The organism is Dickeya sp. NCPPB 3274 (assembly GCF_000406205.1).
In the GTDB taxonomy this organism is placed as follows: Bacteria; Pseudomonadota; Gammaproteobacteria; order Enterobacterales; family Enterobacteriaceae; genus Dickeya; species Dickeya fangzhongdai.
Window position 1 is genome coordinate 1,602,726 of record NZ_CM001979.1, and the last position, 23,426, is coordinate 1,626,151.

The 23,426-nt window shown below is 59.2% G+C and carries 16 protein-coding genes and 1 pseudogene; 6 read left to right on the top strand and 11 right to left on the bottom strand.

Going from position 1 to position 23,426, the window contains the following annotated elements; all coding sequences use genetic code 11:
• Positions 1-149 precede the first annotated feature (149 nt).
• On the top strand, positions 150-1,874 hold the full coding sequence (locus DXX3274_RS07760) for an ABC-F family ATP-binding cassette domain-containing protein (protein ID WP_042859310.1): 1,725 nt from the start codon (positions 150-152) through the stop codon (positions 1,872-1,874).
• Positions 1,875-1,977: 103 nt separating this feature from the next.
• Here the strand turns inward: DXX3274_RS07760 and DXX3274_RS07765 are convergent, their stop codons facing one another.
• From DXX3274_RS07765 to cfa, 4 genes are all read right to left on the bottom strand, one after another.
• The gene (locus DXX3274_RS07765; RefSeq protein ID WP_042859311.1) at positions 1,978-2,673 is read right to left on the bottom strand and encodes a lactate utilization protein C; all 696 of its coding nucleotides are present in this window, start codon (positions 2,671-2,673) and stop codon (positions 1,978-1,980) included.
• Entirely contained in the window at positions 2,673-4,100 is a 1,428-nt protein-coding gene (locus DXX3274_RS07770; protein WP_042859312.1) for a LutB/LldF family L-lactate oxidation iron-sulfur protein, read from the bottom strand. The genes DXX3274_RS07765 and DXX3274_RS07770 overlap by 1 nt, the downstream gene beginning before the upstream one ends.
• A gap of 9 nt (positions 4,101-4,109) precedes the next feature.
• Positions 4,110-4,829, bottom strand: coding sequence for a (Fe-S)-binding protein (locus DXX3274_RS07775; protein ID WP_042859313.1), 720 nt, complete (start codon positions 4,827-4,829; stop codon positions 4,110-4,112).
• Between the two features lie 118 nt (positions 4,830-4,947).
• Complete coding sequence (gene cfa, locus DXX3274_RS07780; protein ID WP_042859314.1) at positions 4,948-6,096, bottom strand: cyclopropane fatty acyl phospholipid synthase; 1,149 nt, start codon at positions 6,094-6,096, stop codon at positions 4,948-4,950.
• 347 nt (positions 6,097-6,443) lie between these two features.
• Here cfa and DXX3274_RS07785 point away from each other — a divergent pair, with 347 nt between their 5' ends.
• A complete protein-coding gene (locus tag DXX3274_RS07785; protein ID WP_042859315.1) occupies positions 6,444-7,241 on the top strand; it encodes an AraC family transcriptional regulator in 798 nt (265 codons plus the stop codon).
• 457 nt (positions 7,242-7,698) lie between these two features.
• Here DXX3274_RS07785 and DXX3274_RS07790 read toward each other — a convergent pair whose 3' ends face one another.
• From DXX3274_RS07790 to DXX3274_RS07815, 6 genes are all read right to left on the bottom strand, one after another.
• Positions 7,699-8,394: a CidB/LrgB family autolysis modulator gene (locus DXX3274_RS07790; RefSeq protein WP_038660350.1), complete on the bottom strand. Its 696-nt coding sequence runs from the start codon at positions 8,392-8,394 to the stop codon at positions 7,699-7,701.
• Positions 8,384-8,800: a CidA/LrgA family protein gene (locus DXX3274_RS07795; RefSeq protein WP_042859316.1), complete on the bottom strand. Its 417-nt coding sequence runs from the start codon at positions 8,798-8,800 to the stop codon at positions 8,384-8,386. Before DXX3274_RS07795 ends, DXX3274_RS07790 begins: the two co-directional genes overlap by 11 nt.
• 128 nt (positions 8,801-8,928) lie before the next feature.
• Entirely contained in the window at positions 8,929-9,585 is a 657-nt protein-coding gene (locus DXX3274_RS07800) for a response regulator transcription factor (protein WP_050569829.1), read from the bottom strand.
• Entirely contained in the window at positions 9,563-10,648 is a 1,086-nt protein-coding gene (locus DXX3274_RS07805; RefSeq protein ID WP_042859317.1) for a sensor histidine kinase, read from the bottom strand. The genes DXX3274_RS07800 and DXX3274_RS07805 overlap by 23 nt, the downstream gene beginning before the upstream one ends.
• 47 nt (positions 10,649-10,695) lie before the next feature.
• Positions 10,696-12,000, bottom strand: a complete 1,305-nt coding sequence (locus DXX3274_RS07810) for an AAA-associated domain-containing protein (RefSeq protein WP_042859318.1) — start codon at positions 11,998-12,000, stop codon at positions 10,696-10,698.
• Between the two features lie 10 nt (positions 12,001-12,010).
• Complete coding sequence (locus DXX3274_RS07815) at positions 12,011-13,765, bottom strand: ABC transporter permease subunit (RefSeq protein ID WP_042859319.1); 1,755 nt, start codon at positions 13,763-13,765, stop codon at positions 12,011-12,013.
• Between the two features lie 928 nt (positions 13,766-14,693).
• On the opposite strand from DXX3274_RS07815, the gene DXX3274_RS07820 reads away from it, so the two are divergent.
• Entirely contained in the window at positions 14,694-15,545 is an 852-nt protein-coding gene (locus DXX3274_RS07820) for a hypothetical protein (RefSeq protein WP_042859320.1), read from the top strand.
• A gap of 165 nt (positions 15,546-15,710) precedes the next feature.
• Here the strand turns inward: DXX3274_RS07820 and katG are convergent, their stop codons facing one another.
• Positions 15,711-17,912, bottom strand: coding sequence for a catalase/peroxidase HPI (gene katG, locus DXX3274_RS07825; protein ID WP_042859321.1), 2,202 nt, complete (start codon positions 17,910-17,912; stop codon positions 15,711-15,713).
• 935 nt (positions 17,913-18,847) lie between these two features.
• On the opposite strand from katG, the pseudogene ftsI reads away from it, so the two are divergent.
• The 3 genes and pseudogenes from ftsI to nikA all read left to right on the top strand — a co-directional run bounded on the left by ftsI (position 18,848) and on the right by nikA (position 23,397).
• Positions 18,848-20,547, top strand: a pseudogene (ftsI, locus tag DXX3274_RS07830) (peptidoglycan glycosyltransferase FtsI).
• Positions 20,548-20,880: 333 nt separating this feature from the next.
• Complete coding sequence (locus tag DXX3274_RS07835) at positions 20,881-21,750, top strand: class I SAM-dependent methyltransferase (RefSeq protein WP_371206850.1); 870 nt, start codon at positions 20,881-20,883, stop codon at positions 21,748-21,750.
• A gap of 72 nt (positions 21,751-21,822) precedes the next feature.
• The gene (gene nikA, locus DXX3274_RS07840; protein WP_193747061.1) at positions 21,823-23,397 is read left to right on the top strand and encodes a nickel ABC transporter substrate-binding protein; all 1,575 of its coding nucleotides are present in this window, start codon (positions 21,823-21,825) and stop codon (positions 23,395-23,397) included.
• Positions 23,398-23,426 lie beyond the last annotated feature (29 nt).

Here is a 23,426-nt window from a genome sequence, read left to right on the forward strand (position 1 = left end):
TCGCCGCTGCTCAAGCGTTATCGATATCGTGCTGCGATAACGGTGGCTTGAGCGAAGCAAACCGCATTTCTCCTTCCCTCGGGCTTACCGGGTTATCGTCAGCGATGTGTTGACGAGGCATTTTTATGCCTATAACTCTTGAGTAAGCAATGAGCACTTTACTGACTGTACGCGCCCTGAGCGTGGATACTCCTTTCGGCACTCTGCTGAACGACGTTTCTTTTACCCTGAACAAAGGCGACCGTCTCGGTCTTATCGGCCATAACGGCTGCGGCAAAAGCACGCTGCTAAAACTGCTGGACGGCACGTTGACGCCGGCTCGCGGTAGCGTGACGCAAGCCCATCATTGCCTGCTGGCGCGCGTTGAGCAGCATCTGCCGGCGGCGTTGCATCCGCTGACGATGCTGGATGCGGTGCTGGCTCGTCTGCCCGAGCCTGAACGCGCCGGCGAGCGCTGGCGGGCGGAAGCCTTGCTGGCGGAGATGGGATTCGGCGAACGGGACTGGCTGCTTTCCGCCGGCACCCTGAGCGGCGGCCAGCATACCCGGCTGCTGCTGGCGCGGGCATTGATCACCTCGCCGGACCTGCTATTGCTGGACGAGCCGAGCAACCATCTGGATTTACCGACGCTATTGTGGCTGGAGCAGTTCCTGCAACATTGGAGCGGCAGCTTTGTGCTGGTCTCCCACGACAGTCAACTGCTGGATAACGTCACCAACGGCAGTTATATCCTGCGCGACCGGCAACTGCATTACTTTGCGCTGCCCTGTAGCGCCGCTCGTACGGCGCTGACGGCGCGCGATCGCAGCGATGCGTTGCGCCATAAAGCGGAACAAAAGGAAATCGACCGCGTTACCGCCAGCGCCAAACGGCTGGCCATCTGGGGCAAGGTCTACGATAACGAAGATCTGGCGCGCAAAGCCAAGCAGATGGAAAAGCACATCGAACGGCTGAAGGATGAGCAGACCGAGCTGACCGCCGGCAGCCAGTGGCGGTTGGCGCTACACGGCGAAGCGCTGGCCGCCGATCGTCTGCTGGAGATGACGGCGCTGGCGGTGCGCCCGGCGGCGGCGTGCCCGCCGCTGTTTACGCTGCCGTTGCAGCGGGTGAAAAGCGGCGACCGGGTGGCGATTATCGGCCGCAACGGCTGTGGTAAGTCATCGTTGCTGCGTCTGCTGTGGCGGCAATACCAGCACCCGACGACGGACGAGGCGATTCGCCTGCACCCGCGCGTTCGGCTGGGGTATTACGACCAGACGCTGCATCAACTGCGTGACGACGATACGCTGTTTGATGCGCTGGCGCCGTTCGCTCCGCCGGCGCAGGACCGCAAGATGGCGCTGATTAGCGCCGGCTTTGCGTGGTCGCGTCATCAGCAGACGGTCGCTACCCTGAGCGGCGGCGAACGCGCCCGGCTACTGTTCGTCGGGCTGTCGCTGGCGCGCTACGGGTTGCTGATGCTGGACGAGCCGACCAACCATCTGGACATGGAGGGCAAAGAAGCGTTGGCCGACACGCTGCAAACCTTTGGCGGCGGCGTGCTGCTGGTGACGCACGACCGGGCGCTGATTAGCCAAAGTTGCAACCGTTTCTGGCTGGTCGAGCAGGGCGAGTTGAGCGAGTGGCACGACCTGGATCAGGTCTATCAGCGTCTGGGCGCGCAGCCCGGCGAAGCGGCGGCACGACCGGTGCAGCCGTTAGCGGCGGAGCCGGATCATGTCGATGAGGCAGACGTGCTGCTGGCGCAACTGGTTGAGTTGGAACACCGGTTGGCCGAGGATCTGGCGCGTAAGGCAAAACACCAGAAACCGGCGCTGCAGGCGCAGTGGCGGCAAGAGATCGCCCGGCTTAACGCGCGGCTGGGACTGGAGTAAGTCAAACCTTGCCCCCTCGGCGGAGGGGGCATCAACAGGCTGATAATTTCGTAAGACCCTTGTATGCCTCCGCGGTCAGCCTGACGAGTTATGCGGCGGGCTATCAGCAGTCTTCAATAATCAGGTACGCCGCATTCAGCGGCCCATGCACGCCCACCACCTTGATCAGTTCGATATCGGCGGTAGAACTGGGGCCGGCGATCAGGTTGATGCACGACGGCAGCGGTTCGCCCTGTTGCGCCCGCCGACGCAGATGCTGCGCCAGTTGCGCCACGCGCGGCAGCAGGCAGCTTTTGCGCACAATAAACAGCGTGGACTCCGGCAGCAGGCTGATGGCGCGCCCTTGTTGCGGCGTGGAGAATAACACTACGCCGCCGGATTCGGTCAGCCCGTACTCGGCGTACACCACGCCGATGCGGGCCTGCGTCGCCAGCCGTAGATTTTCCTCGCCGGCCGTCGGGTCCCAACACTGCGCCTGATACAGCTGCCGCAGGTGGTCGGTGACGCCCAGTGTGACTAGATGCGCGTCGCCGCTGACCAGCACCGGCGCGCCGCCATAACGCTGGCACAACCGCCCGGCGGCCTGCGCTACTTCAGCCTGCGGGGTTAGCTCACAATGCGCCTGCATCACGTTGCCGGCGTAGTCGATAAAGGCGTCGCAGCGTTGTTGCGGCGTCAGCTCGGTCAGGCGGGTGCGGGCCGGGTCGTGGTCCAGCGGCGGCAAAGGCGGCGGCGTTTGGCGTGGCTCGCGGCCGAGCCGGCGGGCCAGGGTAGATAGAAAGGCGTCGCGGTTTTCCATTAACGTTTCTCCTTGGTCTGGCGCTGATGCTGTTTGAACCAACTGCGGAAGCTTTCGCCGTCGGCGTCCGGCAGGTCGCGGGCGGCGGTCCATTCGCTGATGGCGCCGATGTTAAACGGCATCTTGCCGTTACGAATAAGCCAGCGCGCGGCGTGCGCGCCCGCCACCATGCCGACTTTCCACATCCCCGGATGGCGGTTGGCGTAGTTGAACAACCGCACAGTGCGACGCTCGGCGGCGGGCGTCATGCCCTGTTCCGCCAGCACACGCCGGTGTTGCAGGATCAGCGAGGACAGCGGAATACGCACCGGGCAGACGTCGTCGCAGGCGGTGCACAGCGAGCAGGCGTAAGGCAGATGTTTGAAATCCTCATACCCGCCCAGCAATGGCGACAGCACCGCGCCGACCGGGCCGGGGTAGATGGAGCCGTAGCCGTGGCCGCCGATATGGCGGTAGGCGGGACAGGTGTTGATGCAGGCGCCGCAGCGGATGCAACGCAGAATGTCGTGGAACGGCGACCCCAGCACCTGTGAGCGGCCGTTGTCGACGATCACCAGATGAAACTCCTGCGGGCCGTCAACGTCGGCGCTGCCTTTGGGGCCGGTCAGCCAGGTGTTGTAGCCGGTCAGCCGGGCGCCGACCGCGCTGCGCGCCAGCATGGTGAGGAGAACGTCCAGCTCGTCAAAGGTGGGCACAATGCGCTCCATACCCATGACGGCGATGTGGGTGCGGGGCAGGGTGGTGCATAGCCGGGCGTTGCCTTCGTTGCTCACCAGACTGACGGTGCCGGTTTCCGCCACGGCGAAGTTGCAGCCGGTTACCCCTACCTCGGCGCTGAGGAAGTCTTCGCGGATTTTCTGGCGAATAAAGCGCGTCATCGCTTCCGGCGTTTCCGGGCCGTCGTAGCCCAGCCGCTGTTGCAGCACGCGCTGAATTTGATGGCGATCCTTGTGGATGGCGGGCACCACCACGTGGGAGGGCGCGTCTTTGTCCAGTTGCAGGATGTACTCGCCCAGATCGGTTTCCACCACCTCGATCCCGGCGTCCTGCAGCACGGCGTTCATGCCGATTTCCTCGGTCACCATGGACTTGGATTTCACCACCTTGCGGGCCTGTTTGGCTTGCGTCACCTGTAGGATGTAGCGGGTAGCGTCTTCGCGCGTTGCGGCAAAAAACACCTTACCGCCGTTGGCGGTCACCTGCTCCGACAGCTGGTACAGGTAGGCGTCGAGATTATCGAGCACGTGGGCGCGAATCTGCGCCGCCCGCGTGCGCCAGACATCCCACTGGCCCAGTTCATCGACCATTTTCTGGCGGTTGGCGCCGATGCGCTCCTGCGCGTTGGCGACCGCCTGACGCATGATAGGGTCGTCGATCTGCTGACGGATACGCTCGCGAAACGGCAGGTTGCTGGTTTTGAGGTACATGGCGTCTCCTTAACGGCTCATCAGCACTTCGGCGATATGCAATACCTGAACGGCGTGCCCTTCGCGCCGCAGCCGTCCGCCGATGTTGATAAGGCAACTGACATCGGCGCCGATCAGGTAGTCCGGTTTGGCTTCCATCATGTGCGCCACCTTTTCTTTCACCATTTCACCGGAGATCTCCGCCATTTTGACGGAAAAGGTGCCGCCGAAACCGCAGCAGGTTTCCTGCGCATGAAACGGCAGTAGTTCCAGACCGCGCACCTGACGCAGCAGCGTCAGCGGTTCTTCGCGCACGCCCAGTTTGCGAAACAGGCTGCAGGAGGGGTGATAGACCGCCTTACCCGGCAGGCGGGCGCCGACATCGGTGACCCCGAGTCGGTTGACGATAAATGAGGTGAGGTCGACCATCCGGCTGGCGACCCGTTCGGCGCGGCGGGCCCACTCCGGCTCTTCAACCAGCCAGTCGGCATAATGGCGGATGGCGTTGGTGCAGGATCCGGCGGGCGAAATAATCGGATCATCGTTCTCTTCCAGCGTGGCGATCAGCGTTTTCATGCCCGGTAGCGCGTCGCGGATATACCCGCTGTTGATGGCAGGCTGACCGCAGCAGCCTTGCCGTTCGGGAAAGTTAACGCGACAGCCGAGCTGTTCCAGCAGCAGCACGCTGTCACGCGCCATGCGCGATTTGAGCGCATCGCCGATGCAGGTGACAAAGAAATTAACGTTCATGTTGTTTTAGCTTCCAGTTTGTATGGGTTAACGACGTATCGGTTTAAGCAATCGGTTTAAAAATAAGTATGGTGCTTATTGTCATGAGTTCACTGGCCCGCACCTGTGGCCTGAACACTCAGCGCGGTACGCACAATCCGTGTGTGACGCCCCGGCTAAAGAGGACTTGCCATAACTGAATGTTTCTGGCCCGAAAAGCGCCGGCGCAGGCGGTCAGGTAATAATTAAACATGCGCCGGAATGCGGGCGAATAATCGGCAGCCAGTTGCGGCCAGGCTTCGGCAAAACGAGCCAGCCAGGCCATCAGGGTTTTATCGTAATCGGCGCCGAAGTTGTGCCAGTCTTCCATCACAAAATAGGGTTCGCTGGTGTTGGCAATCTGTTTAATGGATGGCAGGCAGCCGTTGGGGAAAATGTATTTATTAATCCACGGGTCAACGTTATGAGCGGTTTTATTCGAACCAATGGTATGCAACAGGAACAGGCCGTCCGGCTTCAGACACCTGTCCGCCACCTCAAAATAGGTCGCGTAATTTTTCGGCCCCACATGCTCAAACATGCCGACGGAGACAATGCGGTCGTACTGCTGGCGCAGATCGCGGTAATCCTGCAACAGAATATGGATATCCAGCCCGCCGCAGCGCGCTTCCACAAAGGCTTTCTGCTCCGCGGAGATGGTGACGCCATGTACGGTTACGCCGTAATGCTGGGCGGCGTACACCGCCAGCCCGCCCCAGCCGCAGCCGATATCCAGCAGCGTCATGCCTGGTTTGAGCTGTAGTTTTTCGCAAATCAGCGCCAGTTTGTTTTGCTGGGCGTCACCCAGCGTGTCGGCCTGTTTCCAGTAGCCGCATGAATATTGCATGTAGGGGTCGAGCATGTGGCTGAACAGGTCATTGCCGAGGTCGTAGTGCACTTTGCCGACCTGCCAGGCACGTTTGCGGGACTGTAGGTTGACCAACCGTGCCAGCGCGATGCGCATCAGATCGCGCCAGCGTGACGGGCGTTGTTCATCCAGCCGGGCGGTGAGTATCCGGTGAAAGAACATGTCGAGTCGCGGACAGTCCCACCAGCCTTCCATGTAACTTTCGCCCAGACCAAGAGAACCCTGTTGTAATACTCGTTTGAAAAAGCGTGAATCGTTAACCTGAATATCCCAGGGTTCGGCGCCATTAAGGGTAATACCGGCCTGATTTAATAATTCCTGCGCAATACGCCGCCACTCATTTTTCTCGCTGATATCATCAGCGATGCATACATTACTCATGATGTCTCCTTTAGCAGTAAATTCAATTGGTTATCGCTAGTGCTAATGACTACTGAGGTACTGTTGTTTCGGATGACATCGTGTTGCTGTCGGCAAAATGACGTATTCCATCAAAAGACGGACAGTGTGTTACTAAAAACGGCGATCGGCCGTGACATAAAAATAATGTCGCTTCCATGAATTATTCCTCAATCCATTTTCTGGTTTGAAAAATCGTACAATCACAGAGAATTTGTTCATCAGGTCATGAGTCGGCACCTGCTGAATAGATGCTGATTATCGGGCAAATCAGGCTGGCCTGCGTTACCCTATTGAGACAAACTTCATCGAGTAGAGGCCAACCTGCCATGTCCCGTTCGTTTGTTTCTCCTCCCCGCTTGCCGGTGGCCGGGCAGCCTGCGCCGGTATTGCTCACGCTGCCGCGGCCGGTCTACTTTCGCACCTACCCGCTGGCGAAGGAGACGGAAGTGGCGTTGCATCAGCACCCGTTTGTCGAATTTCTCTATGCGCGGGAAGGGGGAATGCGGGTGGAGATTGAAGGCAAGACGCTGATCGTGCCGGTGCTGTACGGCGTCTGGATTCCGGCGCATGTGCCGCACCGCGTTCTGGCGACCAGCGACGTACTGCTGGAAAGTCTGTATATCGAGCCGGATTACGTGGCTATCGACCACAGCGGTTGCAAGGTGGTGCTGGTCAGCGATTTCATCCGCGAGTTTATCCACTACGCCACCGGGCATGTGCCGGAACAGTACGACCACGATGGCGATGACGCCAGGCTGGTGCGGGTGCTGACCACGTTGCTGCGACAGCTGCCGGATGCCGGGTTTTCGCTGTCGTGGCCGTATTCGGCCACGCTGATGCGGGTATGCCGCGATATTCAGCAGACGCCGGATGCGCTTCACGGCATTGAGGAGTGGGCCGCGCGCACCGGGATGTCGGTGCGCACCTTTTCACGCCGCTTCAAAAAGGAAACCGGGGTAGCGTTTAGCGAGTGGAAGAAACGCATGCGGCTGCTGGAGTCGGTGGTGATGCTAAAGAACAACCGCAGCGTGACGCAGGTGGCGCTGGAACTGGGATATGCCAGCACCGCCTCGTTTACCTTCGCATTCCGCCAGATGTTCGGGGTGCCGCCGACGCGCTATTAATTCCCGCTTTTTCGGTCTGCGGTCAGACCGCTGACAAACCCTATGAGTTTAAAATAAAGGGATTTTCCGGCGTTAAAACTGTGCTGAGGTGTGCGACTTCGCCGGGTGAGCGGCATGGATGCCGCGAAAGCTCGTGTCGCGCCGGACAAAAACGCCGGGAGCGTTTTTGAACAGCGTTTACGCTGGCCCGTAGGGCGAGCCCCAGGGATGGGGCGAGTAACCGCGTCACGGGCGGCCCGAACAGCGAAGGCGAACGCCGAAGGGACCGCGACGCGGCACAGTTTAGCCCTCAGCCAGTGGTCAAGGAGAGGTGGCGTCTGAACCTCTCCTTGTCGTGCGAGCGATGCAATGGCAGAGAAACGACACCGTTTATCCCGCACGAAACTATTCACTTACCGGACAACATTCACCGTTCATAAGACAACATGGCTGTTTGTTAACAGCCCCACCTGCGGGATTAGCGCGCGAGGGCGACCAGCAGCGGAAACAGCAGCGGCGCCATGAGCGAGGTGATGATGCCGCAGATGACCAGCGCCAGCGAACTGAACGCGCCTTCTTCATAATCCAGTTCGGCGCAGCGAGCGGTGCCGAGCGCGTGCGAGGCGGTGCCCATCGCCAGCCCGCGCGATGCTTTGGTGTGAATCCGCATCGCGTTGAGTAGCGTGTGCCCGAACACCGCGCCGAGGATGCCGACAAAGATCACGCACACCGCGCTGACGGCCGGGATGCCGCCGATGCTGCCGCCCACCGCCATCGCGATCGGCGTGGTGACCGATTTGGGCAGGATCGAGGCGGCAATCGCCGGCGTCGCGCCCAGCCGCAGCGCAATCCAGGTGCCGGTAACCATCGCCACTACGCTGCCGAGAAAGCAGACGGTGATGATCGACTTCCAGCGCATGCGAATCTGGTGTAGTTGTTCGTACAGCGGAAACGCCAGCGCCACCACCGCCGGTTGCAGCAGGCTGTTGAGCACCGAGCTGCCCCGAAAATAGCGTTCGTAAGGGATGTGGCTGACCAGCAGAAACGCGATCAGCACCACCATGGAAACCAGCAACGGGTTTAACAACGGCGTATTCAGGCGCATGGACAGGCGGCGCGCCAGAAAGAACACCAGCAGCGTCAGCGGCAACGACCAGACGATATCATGCAGCATGGTCGGCTCCTTTTTCCGCCTCGGCCTGATGACGAGCCGGTTTACGCCCGTGGATCAGATGCGAGCAACTGCTCACGGTGATCAGCACCACCAGCGTACTGGCGGCGCAGGAAATGATGACCGGCGCGAACTGGGCGCGCAGCAGGTCGAAATACTGCATCACGCCGACGCCAATCGGCACGAACAGCAGCGCCATATAGCGGATCAGCACATGGCACCCCGGTTTGACCCACTGCGCCGGGATAATCTGCAACGACAACAACAGAAACAGGATCAGCATGCCGATGATGCTGCCCGGCAGGGTGATGGGCAACACGGCGGACACGCCGATACCGAGGTATAAACAGGCATAAATCAGTAAAAACGCCCGGGCCTGATGCCAGAAGCGGGTAATGAACGTACGCATGAAATTGTCTGCCAGCGGATGAAGGTGAATGGATAACGGCGTTGATTATCGCGCCTTCCGCTGTGGCTGGTATTATCAAATCAGGACGATGTTTATCGAAATGAAGACAGGCGAGCAATAAAGCCGACTCACCCTTGCGCGTTCTTCTGCAACGCATCGTACAGCCGCACCAGCTCGGCCAGCGAGTCGGCGTTCATTTTGCGCATTACCGCCGCACGCCGCACTTTCACCGTCACCTCGCTGACGCCCAACTGGGCGGCGATTTGCTTGTTCAACTGCCCGGTCACCACCTGCTCCAGCACCTGCTGTTCTCCGGCGCTCAGGCTGTCGTGGCACGCCTGTAGTCTGGCCTGAATATCGGCCTGACGGCGTTGTTCGCCATCCCGCTCCAGCCCTTTCTGGATGGCGTCGAGCAGGTCCTGCTCACGAAACGGTTTGGTCAGAAATTCCAGCGCGCCCGCTTTCATGGCGCGCACCGACATCGGAATGTCGCCGTGGGCGGTAATAAAAATCACCGGCAGCGTGATGCCGTGGCGGTGCATGTCATCCTGAAAATCCAGCCCGCTCATGCCCGGCATACGCACATCCAGAATCAGGCAACCCGGCCGGTCAGGGCGGGGCGCGCTGATAAACTGTTGCGGCGACTCGAACGCACGGCTCTCCAGCCCGACCGACGCCAGCAGGTCTTCCAGCGCGGCCCGCACCGATGCGTCATCATCGACGATATACACGATCGGCGCGTGCTCATTCAAAGGTGGGTGTTCATTCAGAATGGTGTTGTTCATGGTGCTTTTTTTCCGTCCCCGGCAGGGTGAAGTAGAAGGTGGCGCCGCCGTCGGTATTGGCGCTGGCCCAGATCCGGCCGCCGTGGGTTTCGATGATTGAGCGGCTGATGGTCAGGCCCATGCCCATGCCGGTCGATTTGGTGGTGAAAAAGGTGTCGAACAGTCGCTCGCTTTCTTCCGGTTTGAACCCGACGCCATGATCGCAGACCGCAAAGCGGATATCACCGTTTTTATCGCGGTCTACGGTGACCGAGAGCGCGCGTTGTTCGGTATTGGCGGCGTCAATGGCATCCACCGCATTCAGGATCAGGTTCATCAGCACCTGCTGAATCTGGATCTTGTCCGCCAGAATGGGCGGAAGCCCTTCCGTCACGTTGAGACTAAACAGGATACGCTGCTGCATCAGCTCGGTGCGAATCAACAGCAGCATTTCGTCGATGGTATCGGTGATGTTCAGCCAGGCCTTGTGCGGGGGCGTGCGGCTGGCGAATCCGCGGATGCGGGCGATGATTTCGCTGGCGCGGTTGGCGTCGTTGATGATGCGCTGTACCGCCAGTTCCGCGCGCGCCTGATTGGCCGGCGTGGCGTTGAGCCAGCGCAGGCAGGCGTTGCCGCTGGTGACGATGGAGGCCAGCGGCTGGTTGACCTCATGGGCGATCGACGCGGTCAGTTCGCCCATCAGGTTTACGCGGGAGATCTGCGCCAGCTGGGCGCGCGCTTCATGAAACGCGTTGATGGCGGCCGACATTTTCAACGCCAGATAGGTCGACAGCGTGATCGCCAGCAGGCTGATGCCGCAGTTGATCAGGCTGGATTCGCTGCCGTCGGGTTTGCTGAGTTTATAACTGAGCAGCGTCAGCACGATGCACAGCGCCGCGATGGCGGTAACGCCGCGCGGGGTCAGAACGCGCACCGCCAGCAGCACGATGGCGATCTGAAACACCCCCACCGCGATCTCCAGCTTGGTGAGGGTATCCACCACCGCGATCCCCACCGCCATCAGCACCAGCGGAATCACCCGCAGCGTTGCGGCAGCGTGGCCGACGCGCGTTTTCTCACTCATCGTCAAAGACCCCTTTCTGTGTCGACCCCGCTGCCGGCGGCGCGTGATTACGACGGGTTTTCCAGGCTGAACTGGTCGTGGGTTTCATCATAGGCGAACAGTTCCGCGTAACGTCCCCATTGCGTGACCGAATTCAGGGTTTGCGCCGCGTCGATTTCCGACATGAAATCCTCCAGTTCGTCGCGAAAACGGCGGGCTGGGGCGGTGCGCGACGAACGCTCGTCCAGCACCCGCCGGATGTGTGCGACCAGCGGCACGTAATTGAGCAAATGCTGGGCGAACAGCTGCTTGCGTTCATCCACGCTGGCGTCGGCGTAACGGCCGGCGGCGGGTAGCAGCCGGATGTCGCCGCCCTGTAGCTCGGCGAACCGCAGCAATTGCAGGATCTCCGCCACCGGGAACAGTTCATCGGCGGTGTACTGCAACGCATTCGCCAGCTCGGGCAGGTCGGCCTTGCCGTCATACGGCGCGGCGTGCACCGCTTCGATCAGACCGGCCAGCGAGTTGGTGGACACCAGCGGCAGCACCATGCCCAGCCCGGTGCCGGGAAAAATCCCCTGTCGTGCGGCGCCCGCGCCGTTATCTGAAGTCATTTTAACGTAAATGTCTTCAACCAGCGCGCGAAACGCCGGATCCTGACGGTTGCGCGGCTGCGGCAGGTCGACGCGGATTTCACAGGCCACCCGGCCGGGGTTGATGGAAAACAGGATGATGCGATCGCACATCAGCACCGCTTCTTCGATATTGTGCGTCACCATCAGGATGGACTTGATCGGCATTCTGCCTTCGCCCCACAGGTCCAGCAGGTCGGTGCGCAGGGTTTCGGCGGTCAGCACGTCCAGCGCGGAAAACGGCTCGTCCATCAGCAGGATGTCCGGGTCCACCACCAGCGCGCGCGCCAGCCCGACGCGCTGACGCATCCCGCCGGATAACTCCTTGGGATAGGCGTTTTCAAACCCGTCGAGGCCGATCAGGTCGATGGCCGCCAGCGCCCGTTTACGGCGCTGTTCCACCGGCACGTTCTGCGCTTCCAGCCCGACTTCGACGTTTTGCTGCACCGTCAGCCAGGGAAACAGGGCGAAACTCTGGAACACCATGCTGACGGTAGTCGGCCTGCCGTCCGGCCCCGGCGGGAAATCCACCTGACCGGCGCTCGGCGTGAGCAGCCCGGCGATCGATCGCAGCAGGGTCGACTTGCCGGAACCGGAGCGGCCGAGCAGCCCGACGATCTCGTTGTTGTCCAACGTCAGGTTGACGTCGTCCAGCACCAGCCGCTCGGCGCTTCCGGGCTTGCCATACAGATGCCGGACGTGTTGCACGTTCACCAGGCAGTGTTGTTGATGGGCAGTCATGATGTTCTCCTTAACCGAGACGCAGGCGGCGTTCGGCAAATTGGTACAGGGGGCGCCACAGCAGGCGGTTAAAGGCGATCACAAATACCGACATCACCGCGATGCCCAGCGCGACCCGGGGAAAGTCGGCCGCGGTGGTCGCGTTGGCGATGTAAGCGCCAAGGCCGGTCGCTTCCAGATGCTGTTTCCCCCAGGAAATGGATTCGGACACGATGCTGGCGTTCCAGGAGCCGCCGGAAGCAGTGAGCGCGCCCGTCACGTAGTAGGGAAAAATGCCGGGCAGCGCCACCTGACGCCACCACTGCCAGCGCCGGATGCCGTAAATGCGCGCGGCTTCCAGCAGGTCGGTCGGCAGGGCGGCGGCGCCGGCGATCACGTTGAACAGGATGTACCACTGGGTGCCCAGCACCATCAGCGGCGACAGCCAGATATCCGGATTGAGGTTAAAACCGGCGATGAGGATGACCGCGAACGGAAACAGCACGTTGGCCGGAAAGGCGGCCAGAAACTGGGCCAACGGTTGCAGGCGTTCGGCGACGCTGGGCTGCAGGCCGATCCACACACCGATCGGCAGCCAGATGACGCTGGCCAGCGCGATCAGCACCACCACCCGGGCCAGCGTCGCCAGCCCCATGCCGAACACCGCGATGACGTCCGCCATGCCGAGCGAGGCGCCGATGTATTGCACCAACTGCACCACGCCCGCCAGCACGCCGATAATCACCAGCGCCAGCCACAGCCGGTCGGTGATCTTGCTGTAACGGGGCCCGGGCGTGTGGCGTAAAAACCGTGGCATCTGCGGCCAGCGCAACGCCGCCAGCGCCTGCAACGGCCAGCTAACTACTCTGGCGATCGCCGTTGAAATGTGGGTGCGGCGGATCAGGTCGTAGACCCAGGAACGCGGCCTTTTTTGCGAGGCGGTCTGCTCAAAACGGAACTTATCCGCCCAGGCCACCACCGGCCGGAACAGCAATTGATCGTAAAGCACAATCACCACGGTCATGGCGACGACCGCCCAGGCGATGGCGGTCAGGTTTTCCTGTGCGATCGCCAGCGCCAGCCAGGAGCCGATCCCCGGCAGGCTGACGGTGGTGTTGCCGACGGTGATCGCTTCCGACGCCACCACGAAGAACCAGCCGCCGGACATCGACATCATCATGTTCCACACCAGACCGGGGGTGGCGAACGGCAACTCCAGCCGGATAAACCGCCGCCAGGGCGAGAAGCCAAATTGCTGGCTGACCTCGCTCAGATCGCCGGGCAGGGTGCGCAGCGACTGGAAAAAGCTGAACGCCATATTCCAGGCTTGACTGGTGAAAATGGCGAAGATGGCCGCGCACTCCACCCCTAACTGGCGGCCGGGGAACAGCCCCATGAAAAAGGTGACGGTGAAGGTCAGAAATCCCAGCACCGGCACCGATTGCAGGATATCCAGCGCCGGGATGATCACCATCTCGGCCTTGCGGCTCTTGGCGGCCAGCGTGGCGATGACCAGCGTGAACAGCAACGACACCCCCAGCGCCACGAACATGCGCAGAGTGGTGCGTAGCGCGTATTCGGGCAGCAGGGCGATGTCGAGCCTGACCGGGCTGGCATCCAGAATGGAGAGCGGCAGGCTCATTTGTTCCATGCCGTACACCACCAGTGCGGCCACCAGCGCCAGTAGGGTGAAAAACAGCATGTCCGCCCGGTAGGACGGCGCGGCATGCCGCCGGGTAGGGCGCGCGGCCTGGTCAGTCATAATGCTCTGAAGTGGATGATGCATGATTTTCCTCGCGGTAATGTCAGGCATTAGCCGGAAAAATGTGTTGCGGCAGGCGTCGTGTCATGATCCCGAAATAATGCACGGCCATCACAATACGCTGTCGCAATACAACAGTCGGTCGGTTTTATTCGCTGATGAATAATGATGGCGAAAAATATAATAAGCGCTAAATCACGTCCACGATTAAAAAGTATAGGTCATCTATACCAAAGTATATTCCGGTGAGATGCTGGCGTGGCGGAAATAACCCTGGCGAATTCTAACCTTATTACCCATTAATTTACGGGCTAATTCTTTTTTGCAGCGGCTATACCCTAAATAATGCGAGTTGCAGGACAACACGACGCTGGCGTGTTGAAAACGCAGCCAACGCACCTGCAGCTTGAAGTATGACGGGTATATCGTAGTCTTTATCGCCCATCCAGCCGGCAAACTGGCTTTCAATGATGTTTGTGTTTGCTTTTTATGAATTGTTCATGAATGTGCGCAGAGTGACAGAGTGGGATAAATAAGATTGATGATGTTTTAGTTTTAGTGGGTATATATGATCCTGACGTTTTTTGTTGGACTTATTGGCGGCGGGAAATGGCGGTGGAATATTATGCGGACCCGGTTTGTAACGGGAGACGTCATTACCGTGATGATTATCCGGCGCATCACGGTATTATTACGTGAACGGGTGTTGCGAACAAATCAGTATTCGCATCTGCAACCGCCAGCAGTGGTCAGGTATCATTGCCAGACTCAGCCTGATGGACGTCGGTGCGGACATTATCACCGGAATCATCCGGCTTATAGGGCGGCATGATCTTTTGCCGTCGACGGCCCGCGGGCTATCGTTTTTTGTAACGCCATCGGCTCCTGTCGGAGCCATCGATTTCTGTAGGATAATGTACGCCTGCCTGCCGGATGGAGTGAAGGAGTGACGATGTTTATTGAAAGCGGAGTGACGGCATTAGCCAACGTGGTTGAACAGGACGGCCAGGGCTGGTTTCAGGGGCATGTCGGCGCGTCGTTTCTGGCTGGCGCCGCCTTGCTGGAAAGCGGCCTGTTGCCGCCGGCGGCGGCTGACAGCCTGAGAACCCGGCTGGAACGCCAGCAGCAAAAATACCGTGCGCTACTGGCGCCGTTGCCAGCCAGCGATGTCGCCACGGACTATAGCCTGATCCTGAACGCGATCGCGCGCAATACCCGGCAGCTCAGCCGCTCCGGTCACGGCGTAATTTACGGCGCGCTGCTGCTGGATACGGTGCGGCGTACGTCGGTGACGGTGACGAAAAATGCGGTGGCGAATATCGCCCGGCTGATCGATAACTGCGCCAGCGACAAGTGGGATCGTTACGCCGGGATCGCCGATTACCGCACGTTTCGGCTGCCGGAGCCCGTCGGGATGGATATCGAGGCGTTGTGCGTGCTGGCGGTGAAGCGCAGTACCCGCCAGGTCTATCACGATGTCGACGGGTATTTTCTGACCGGCGAGAAAATTCACGGCATCACCCATGCGCACGCCGTTTATCTGCTCAGTGCGCTGGGGTATGACGAACTGGCGACACAGGCCGCCTCGCAACTGGCGGTGCAGTTGGCGCTGAATGATCGGTTGCCGGATACGGATCTCCGGTGCGCGCAGCCCAAATCTTTTTCCGTGGCGGATGCGGCGGTGTGGGCGGAGGATTTCAGCGACGAGCACCAGATCAAGCTGGCATACAGTTATCTGGATTTGTGCCGGAAAATCAGGCGGCCGCTGGCGCCGCTGGACAATTTGTGGGGCGCGATACGTTAATCCTGAGCGCGGAAACCGTTCACGGCGTGGCCTGCGGTTTTACCTTATGACCGGCGTAATAAACGGGCTGGCGGCATAGCCGTCAGCCCGTTAAGTCATATTAGCCTATTAAGACATCGTCGTCTGGTGCGCCCCGGCGCGGAAAACGCCGGGGCGGGGCGATGATTACGCCAGATCGAAACGATCGAGGTTCATCACTTTGGTCCAGGCGGCGACGAAGTCGTGTACAAACTTCGCCTGTGCGTCCGTACTGCCGTAGACCTCGGCCAGCGCGCGCAGTTGCGAGTGGGAACCGAAGATCAAATCGACGCGGGTGCCGGTCCACTTCAGGTCGCCGCTAACGCGATCGCGCCCTTCAAATACGCCTTCCTCGCCTGCCGCCGCTTTCCACGTCGTGCCCATGTCCAGCAGGTTCACGAAGAAGTCATTGGTCAGCGCGCCGGGCTGTGTAGTGAAGACGCCGTGCGACGCCTGGCCGACATTGGCGCCCAGTACCCGCAGACCGCCTACCAACACCGTCATTTCCGGCGCGCTCAGCGTCAGCAACTGCGCCTTATCCACCAGCAGCGCTTCGGCCGCTACGCTGTAATGACCTTTCAGGTAGTTGCGGAAGCCGTCGGCGATCGGTTCCAGCACCGCGAAAGACTCGACGTCGGTTTGTTCCTGCGACGCATCCATCCGCCCCGGCGTGAAAGGCACGGTGACCGCATGACCGGCGGCTTTCGCGGCTTGTTCCACCCCGACGGCGCCAGCCAGCACGATCAGGTCGGCCAGCGACACTTGCTTGTTGTCGGACTGGGCGCGGTTGAACTCGTTCTGGATGCTTTCCAGCGTGCTCAGGACCTTCGCCAACGGGTCCGGCTGGTTGACCGCCCAGTCTTTCTGCGGCGCGAGGCGAATGCGCGCGCCGTTGGCTCCGCCGCGTTTGTCGGAGCCACGGAAGGTGGACGCCGAGGCCCAGGCGGTCGACACCAGTTGGGAAACGCTCAGACCGGAAGCCAGCACCCTGGCTTTCAGGGTGGCGATATCCTGCTCGCTTACCAGGGTGTGGTTAACCGCCGGGATCGGGTCCTGCCAGATCAGCTCTTCAGCCGGAACGTCCGTGCCGAGATAGCGCGCGCGCGGCCCCATGTCGCGGTGCGTCAGCTTGAACCAGGCGCGGGCGAACGCGTCGGCAAACTGCTCCGGGTGCTCGTAGAAACGACGGGAAATCTTTTCGTACGCCGGGTCGAAACGCAGCGACAGGTCGGTGGTCAGCATGGTAGGCACATGGCGTTTGGACGGGTCGTGCGCGTCCGGCACTTCACCCGCGCCCGCACCGCCTTTCGGTTGCCACTGATGGGCGCCGGCCGGGCTTTTGGTCAGTTCCCACTCGTAGCCGAACAGGTTCTGGAAGAAGTAGTTGCTCCATTGGGTCGGCGTTTGCGTCCAGGTCACTTCCAGGCCGCTGGAAATGGTATCGCCGCCTTTGCCGCTGCCAAATTTGCTCTTCCAGCCCAGACCTTGTTCTTCAATGCCGGCCGCTTCCGGTTCCGGGCCGACCAGCGCGGCGTCGCCCGCGCCGTGGGTTTTGCCGAAGGTATGACCGCCGGCGATCAGCGCCACGGTTTCTTCATCGTTCATCGCCATGCGGCTGAAGGTTTCGCGGATGTCTTTGGCGGCGGCGACCGGATCCGGGTTGCCGTTCGGGCCTTCCGGGTTGACGTAAATCAGGCCCATTTGCACCGCAGCCAGCGGGTTTTCCAGACTACGCTCGCCGGAGTAGCGTTTGTCGCCGCCCAGCCAGGTGGTCTCCGCGCCCCAGTACACATCTTCTTCCGGTTCCCACACGTCCGGACGCCCGCCGGCAAAACCGAAGGTCTTGAATCCCATCGATTCCAGCGCCACGTTGCCGGTGAGGATCATCAGGTCGGCCCACGAAATTTTCTGGCCGTATTTTTGCTTGACTGGCCACAGCAGGCGGCGCGCTTTGTCGAGGTTGACGTTATCGGGCCAACTGTTGAGCGGCGCGAAACGCTGCTGACCCGCACCGGCGCCGCCGCGGCCGTCGCCGGTGCGGTAGGTGCCGGCGCTGTGCCAGGCCATACGGATAAACAACGGACCGTAGTGACCGAAGTCCGCCGGCCACCAGTCCTGCGAGTCGGTCATCAGGGCATGAAGGTCTTTTTTAACCGCATCGAGGTCGAGGCTGCTAAACGCCTCGGCATAGTTGAAGCCCTTATCCAGCGGGTCGGACAGGGAAGAGTGCTGGTGCAGAATTTTCAGATTCAGTTGATTCGGCCACCAGTCCCGGTTGTCGGTGCCGCTACCGCTGGCGGTAACCGGCGTACTCTGGTGATGGAATGGGCATTTGCTTTCAGTTGTCATGCGTTCTCTACCTCATGCTCAAGTGTCCCCATCGGCCCGGCCGAACAAACCGCCGGGTAGTGAGCTGTGGACAGGAAATTGCTCGTAATGCTGGCATTGGGTGCTGCGTCAGTTTCTAACGCAATAATTTGAATTTCATTGGATAATTCTCGTTCGCCAATCCGTGGTTTATACCCGTCATACTTCGAGTTGCAGGTGCGTTGGCTGCCCTCGCTCACCCCGGTCACTTACTTATGTAAGCTCCCGGGGATTCACTCGGTTGCCGCGTTACAAGGCTCAAATGAGCCTTGCCCTAAAGGGCCAACGCTTCGCGTTGTTCAAAACGCAAAACGTTTTGTCCTGCAACCCGAATTATTTTGGGTATAGAACCTATCGCAATAGGCTATTTTACGGCCAGTTTGGACCTGGGCTGCGTATACGCTCCGGCTTCTGCGCGGCTTCCCGTGTCTAACAGACTGGCTGTGCCGATTACGCCTATTGGGATAGGTTCTTCGCGTCCTTTGGTTGAAATTCACTATTCATCTTAGTCAGCGTCTGGTCAGAGATGAAATCGAATTACATGAATATTGTGATAGATAGTAGCTATTTAACCGTGAGGATTAATAAGTAAAGCAATTGTTAGTACTCGGTATGCAAGAGCGTAACATGGCAAGCCGGGCCGCCGGGAACAGGGGAGGTTGTGAGGATCCGTCGTTGATGCCGCGTATGCTTTTCCGGCAGCATTTGTTTTCATCTGTATCTTTCATTTCAATGATTAATGAATTACGTAGGGATGTTTCCTGCTTCTGTACCGTTTGCCGATGTCATTTATAGTGCGGCCACACGATCCACGATCAATCGGTATCTTTACTCCGGGCTGTGTCCGCTAATGCGGCGTGACAATCGTTGGTGATGATTTCACTGCGGACACAGCCTCATTTCAGTTGGCGCGGTTTATGCTCAAAAGACATTCTACAGGTGTGGGTGTGACCTATTTTCAGGGTCGCTTTGTTTTATTGTGTGTCGGTATCAGTGTCTGCCTGGTGCTGTTGATGGCTCGCGTCGGGTATTTGCAGGTAGTGGCAAGTCTGCAGCTTGAGAAAGAAGCCAATCAGCGCTCATTACGTGAATTGGTAATGCAACCGCTGCGCGGCAGCATTACCGATCGCAATGGTCACCCACTGGCGGTCAGCGTGGCCTCCAATGACGTGGTGGCCGATCCGGTTCATGTGCTGGAGAGCGACCCGACGCTGGCCGGCGCGCAGTGGAGCGCGCTATCCACCGCGTTATCGCTGCCGCTCAGCGCCATTAAAGACAAAATTCAGGAGAATGCGCACCGTCACTTTCTCTACATATCGGACGCCAGGTCGAGGCTGGGATAGCCGACTACGTGCGCCAATTGCATATCGGCGGCATCTCGACCCCGACCGATGCCAGCCGCTACTACCCGATGAGCGATGCGGTATCCAACCTTATCGGCATCGTCGGGTTGGATGGGCAGGGGCTGGACGGCGTTGAACGGAGCTTCAACAAGCTGCTGCTGGGCAAGCCGGGATTACGGGTTTACCGCAAAGATCGTTACGGCAACGTGGTCAGCCTGATGGCCGACGATCCGGCGCAGCAGGCGCCGACGCTGGCACTGAGCATCGACAGCTATCTGCAGTTCGTTCTCTATTCGCACCTGCGCGACGGCGTGCAACTGAACAAGGCCGATTCCGGGGCCGCGGTGCTGATTGACGTCAACACCGGGGAGATTCTCGGTATGGCCAGCTACCCCTCCTACAACCCTAATAATTACGAAGGCGAGCCGCAGAAGAACATGAGGAATGTGGCGATGGCGGACAGCTTCGAGCCGGGGTCGACCGTCAAACCGCTGGTGGTGATGGCGGGGCTGCAACGTCATCTGATCCGGCCCGATTCGGTCATCGACACCACGCCTTATCCGGTTAACGGACACCTGATTAAAGACGTCGGGCACTGGAGCCGGCTGACCATCACCGGCATTTTGCAAAAATCCAGCGATATCGGGGTGTCGCATATCGCACTGGCGATGCCGGCAAGCGTGCTGGTCGATCTCTATCATCGCTTTGGGCTCGGCGTTGCCAGCGGATTGGGTATCGAGGGCGAAACCAGCGGTTATTTCCCGCTGCATCGTGAGCGGTGGTCCGACATTGAGCGCGCGACCTTTGCATTCGGCTATGGGCTGCGCGTCACGCCGCTGCAGATTGCGCGCGAGTACGCCACCATTGGCTCATTCGGCGTCTTCCGTCCGGTTTCCATCACCAAAGTGACGCCGCCGGTGATCGGCACCCGGGTGATCGACGAGGATGTGGCGAGGACGGTGGTGCATATGATGGAAAGCGATGCCCTGCCCGGCGGCAGCGGGGTAACGGCCGCCGTTCCCGGCTATCGTCTGGCGATTAAAACCGGTACGGCCGAGAAGATGGGGCCTGACGGCAAATACGACGGCGGCTACGTCAATTACACCGCCGGGGTGGCGCCGGCCAGTCAGCCGCGGGTGGCGCTGGTGGTGATGATCAATCATCCCGACGCCGGCAAACACTTCGGCGGGTCGGTCGCCGGCCCGGTCTTCGGCCACATCATGGGCGACGTGCTGCGCCATATGGATATTCCGCCAGACGCGCTCACCCAATAAGCACCTATTGGGATAGGCGCTAAGTCATTGCCGTTAGTCGCGCCGGCAGGCGAATTTGTCGGCGTTGGCGCGTATTGGCTTTCATGATCTACCTCAATGAAGTGTGATGTTTTTATAAAAGTTCATACGCAGGGCGGGTATGTATTTCTTTCACGGTGTACTATTTCTGCGCATATACCCGTCATACTTCAAGTCGCAGGTGCGTTGGCTGCCCTCGCTCACCCCAGTCACTTACTTATGTAAGCTCCTGGGAATTCACTCGGTTGCCGCCTTCCTGCAACTCGAATTATTTAGGGTATAAAACGTGTTCCCCGCGTATGGCGTCATTGAATATTGAATAAAGGCGGAATGCGGTCGCAGGTTTTTTCTGGTTTAGGTTCACTTGTCGTAATAATAGGGCTACCTGTCGTGACACTATTAACGGATGATATTACGTGTGATGGTTTACTCAATAATGATTTACTCAATGAGGTAAAGCATTACTGGAGCAAAAGGGCGGAAGGATATAATGATGTTAATGTCGCTGAACTAACCGGCGACAAACGCTTGTTATGGCAGAACGTTATTTTACACCACGCTCCGAAAAAGCCGGTATTAACGATACTGGACGTCGGCACCGGGCCGGGTTTTTTCGCCGTCACGCTGGCGATGGCGGGGCATCGCGTTACCGCGGTGGACGCAACGCCCGCCATGCTGGCGCAGGCCCAAAATAATGCCGATTATTATGGCGTCGACATCAGATTAGCGGCGGCGGATGTGCATACGCTGCCATTTCCCGATAATCATTTCGATATGCTGGTAACGCGCAATGTCACCTGGAATCTGAAACAACCGCTAGCCGCCTATCAGGAGTGGCGGCGGGTATTAGCGCCCGGCGGTCGTTTGATTAATTTCGATGCCAATTGGTACGCGCATCTGTTTAATGCCGACGCGCGTGACGGCTATTTGCGCGATCGACAAAATGCTCGCCGTCTGAAGATTAATGACCACTATGCGAACACGGACACGGTAGCGATGGAGAATATTGCCAGAGCGCTGCCGTTGAGCCGGGAAATACGCCCGGAGTGGGATCGGCATACCCTGTTGGCGTGCGGTTTTAATCAGGTTTTCATCGATGAAAATATTGCTGAAAACCTATGGGATGACGAAGAGAAAATTAATTACGCGTCTACGCCGATGTTTATGGTTGTTGCGGAAAAATAAGCGATTACACCCGTTGCAGTTCAAGCGGCAGGCGCGTTGGCGTTTCTTGTTTATTTTTTCAGGGTGAAAGTCATGTTTAGAATACGGCCAATAACACTGGCGGCGCTCATACTGTGCCTGTTCTCCGGCATGTTTTCGGTGTGCGCCGGCGCTGCTGATAATCAACTGACGTACGCCAGCACCAAAGATATTCGTGATATTAATCCTCATCTCTACGCCGGCGAAATGGCCGCCCAGAATATGGTGTTTGAATCGCTGGTGATTAATACCCCGGAAGGGGTGAAACCCTGGCTGGCGGAAAGCTGGACGATATCTCCCGATGGCAAACAGTATATTTTCAATCTACGCCGCGATGTTCGGTTTACCGATGGCGAGCCGTTGACGGCCGATGCCGTCAAACAGAATATTGACGCGGTGCTGGACAATTATCAGCGCCATGCCTGGCTTGAACTGGTGCAGCAGATCGATAAGGTCACCGCGCTGGACCGTTACCGCGTCGAAATCACGCTTAAAAATCCTTATTACCCGACGCTAATCGAATTGGGGCTGACCAGACCGTTCCGCTTTGTGTCGCCCAAAACGTTTATCGGCGGCAAAACCAAAGACGGGATAACCGGTTATGTAGGAACCGGCCCCTGGGTGCTGGCGGAGCATAAACCTAATCAATATGCGCGGTTTGTCGCCAACCCCGATTACTGGGGAACCCGGCCGCGTCTTGATAGCGTCGTGTGGCGGGTGATACCCGATCGGCAGTCCATGCTGATGGCGTTGCAAAAAGAAACGGTCCAGCTCATTTTCGGCGCCGACGGCGATATGCTGGATATGGACAGCTTCGCCGCGCTTCAGGCCTCGGGAAAATACCAGACGTTGATGAGCCCGCCGGTCGCCTCGCGCGCGCTGGTGCTGAACAGCGGTCGTCCCATCACCGGGGATAAAGCGGTGCGTCAGGCGTTGCAGTACGCGATTGATAAAGCGGCGATCGCCACCGGGATTATGGGCAATAGCGAGAGCGTTGCCGATACCCTGCTGTCCCGCCGGGTGCCCTATTGTGATATCGATTTGCCGGTTTATCGGTTTAATCCGCAGCAGGCCGGAACACTGCTGGAGGCGGCCGGCTGGCATCTGGCCGCGGGAAAAACGGTGCGGGAAAAGCAGGGCAAGGCGCTGGCGCTGATGCTGTCCTATAACCGCAATAATGCGGCGGAAAGGGAAATTGCCGAGCTGATTCAGGATGACCTGAAGCGAGTCGGCGTGCAGCTGACTATTCTGGGGGAAGAAAAGCAGGCTTTTCTGGACCGTCAAAAATCGGGCGACTTTGACCTGCAATATTCGTTGTCATGGGGAACGCCTTACGACCCGGCTTCGTATATTTCGTCGTTCCGTATTCCCGCCCATGCGGATTATCAGGCGCAGAAGGGATTACGCCGTAAGCCGGACATCGATAACCTGATTGGCGAAATATTGCTGACGTCGGATGAAAAACAGCGTCAGGATCGCTATGCACAATTATTCACCTTGCTGACCGATGAAGCGGTGTATATCCCGTTGACCTATTCAAGAACCAAAGCCATCTATTCGCCCAGGCTGAAAGGGGTGGCGTTTAACTCATCACAGTATGAGATTCCCTTTGAGAACATGCATTTCTGATCGCCGAGCGATATCCCCGCCGGGGCAAT

Bases quoted from the DNA above. Each gene is read 5' to 3' on its own strand.
- DXX3274_RS07760 (WP_042859310.1), top strand. From the start codon at position 150: ATGAGCACTTTACTGACTGTACGCGCCCTGAGCGTGGATACTCCTTTC.
- DXX3274_RS07765 (WP_042859311.1), bottom strand. From the start codon at position 2,673: ATGGAAAACCGCGACGCCTTTCTATCTACCCTGGCCCGCCGGCTCGGC.
- DXX3274_RS07770 (WP_042859312.1), bottom strand. From the start codon at position 4,100: ATGTACCTCAAAACCAGCAACCTGCCGTTTCGCGAGCGTATCCGTCAG.
- DXX3274_RS07775 (WP_042859313.1), bottom strand. From the start codon at position 4,829: ATGAACGTTAATTTCTTTGTCACCTGCATCGGCGATGCGCTCAAATCG.
- cfa (WP_042859314.1), bottom strand. From the start codon at position 6,096: ATGAGTAATGTATGCATCGCTGATGATATCAGCGAGAAAAATGAGTGG.
- DXX3274_RS07785 (WP_042859315.1), top strand. From the start codon at position 6,444: ATGTCCCGTTCGTTTGTTTCTCCTCCCCGCTTGCCGGTGGCCGGGCAG.
- DXX3274_RS07790 (WP_038660350.1), bottom strand. From the start codon at position 8,394: ATGCTGCATGATATCGTCTGGTCGTTGCCGCTGACGCTGCTGGTGTTC.
- DXX3274_RS07795 (WP_042859316.1), bottom strand. From the start codon at position 8,800: ATGCGTACGTTCATTACCCGCTTCTGGCATCAGGCCCGGGCGTTTTTA.
- DXX3274_RS07800 (WP_050569829.1), bottom strand. From the start codon at position 9,585: ATGAACAACACCATTCTGAATGAACACCCACCTTTGAATGAGCACGCG.
- DXX3274_RS07805 (WP_042859317.1), bottom strand. From the start codon at position 10,648: ATGAGTGAGAAAACGCGCGTCGGCCACGCTGCCGCAACGCTGCGGGTG.
- DXX3274_RS07810 (WP_042859318.1), bottom strand. From the start codon at position 12,000: ATGACTGCCCATCAACAACACTGCCTGGTGAACGTGCAACACGTCCGG.
- DXX3274_RS07815 (WP_042859319.1), bottom strand. From the start codon at position 13,765: ATGCATCATCCACTTCAGAGCATTATGACTGACCAGGCCGCGCGCCCT.
- DXX3274_RS07820 (WP_042859320.1), top strand. From the start codon at position 14,694: ATGTTTATTGAAAGCGGAGTGACGGCATTAGCCAACGTGGTTGAACAG.
- katG (WP_042859321.1), bottom strand. From the start codon at position 17,912: ATGACAACTGAAAGCAAATGCCCATTCCATCACCAGAGTACGCCGGTT.
- nikA (WP_193747061.1), top strand. From the start codon at position 21,823: ATGTTTAGAATACGGCCAATAACACTGGCGGCGCTCATACTGTGCCTG.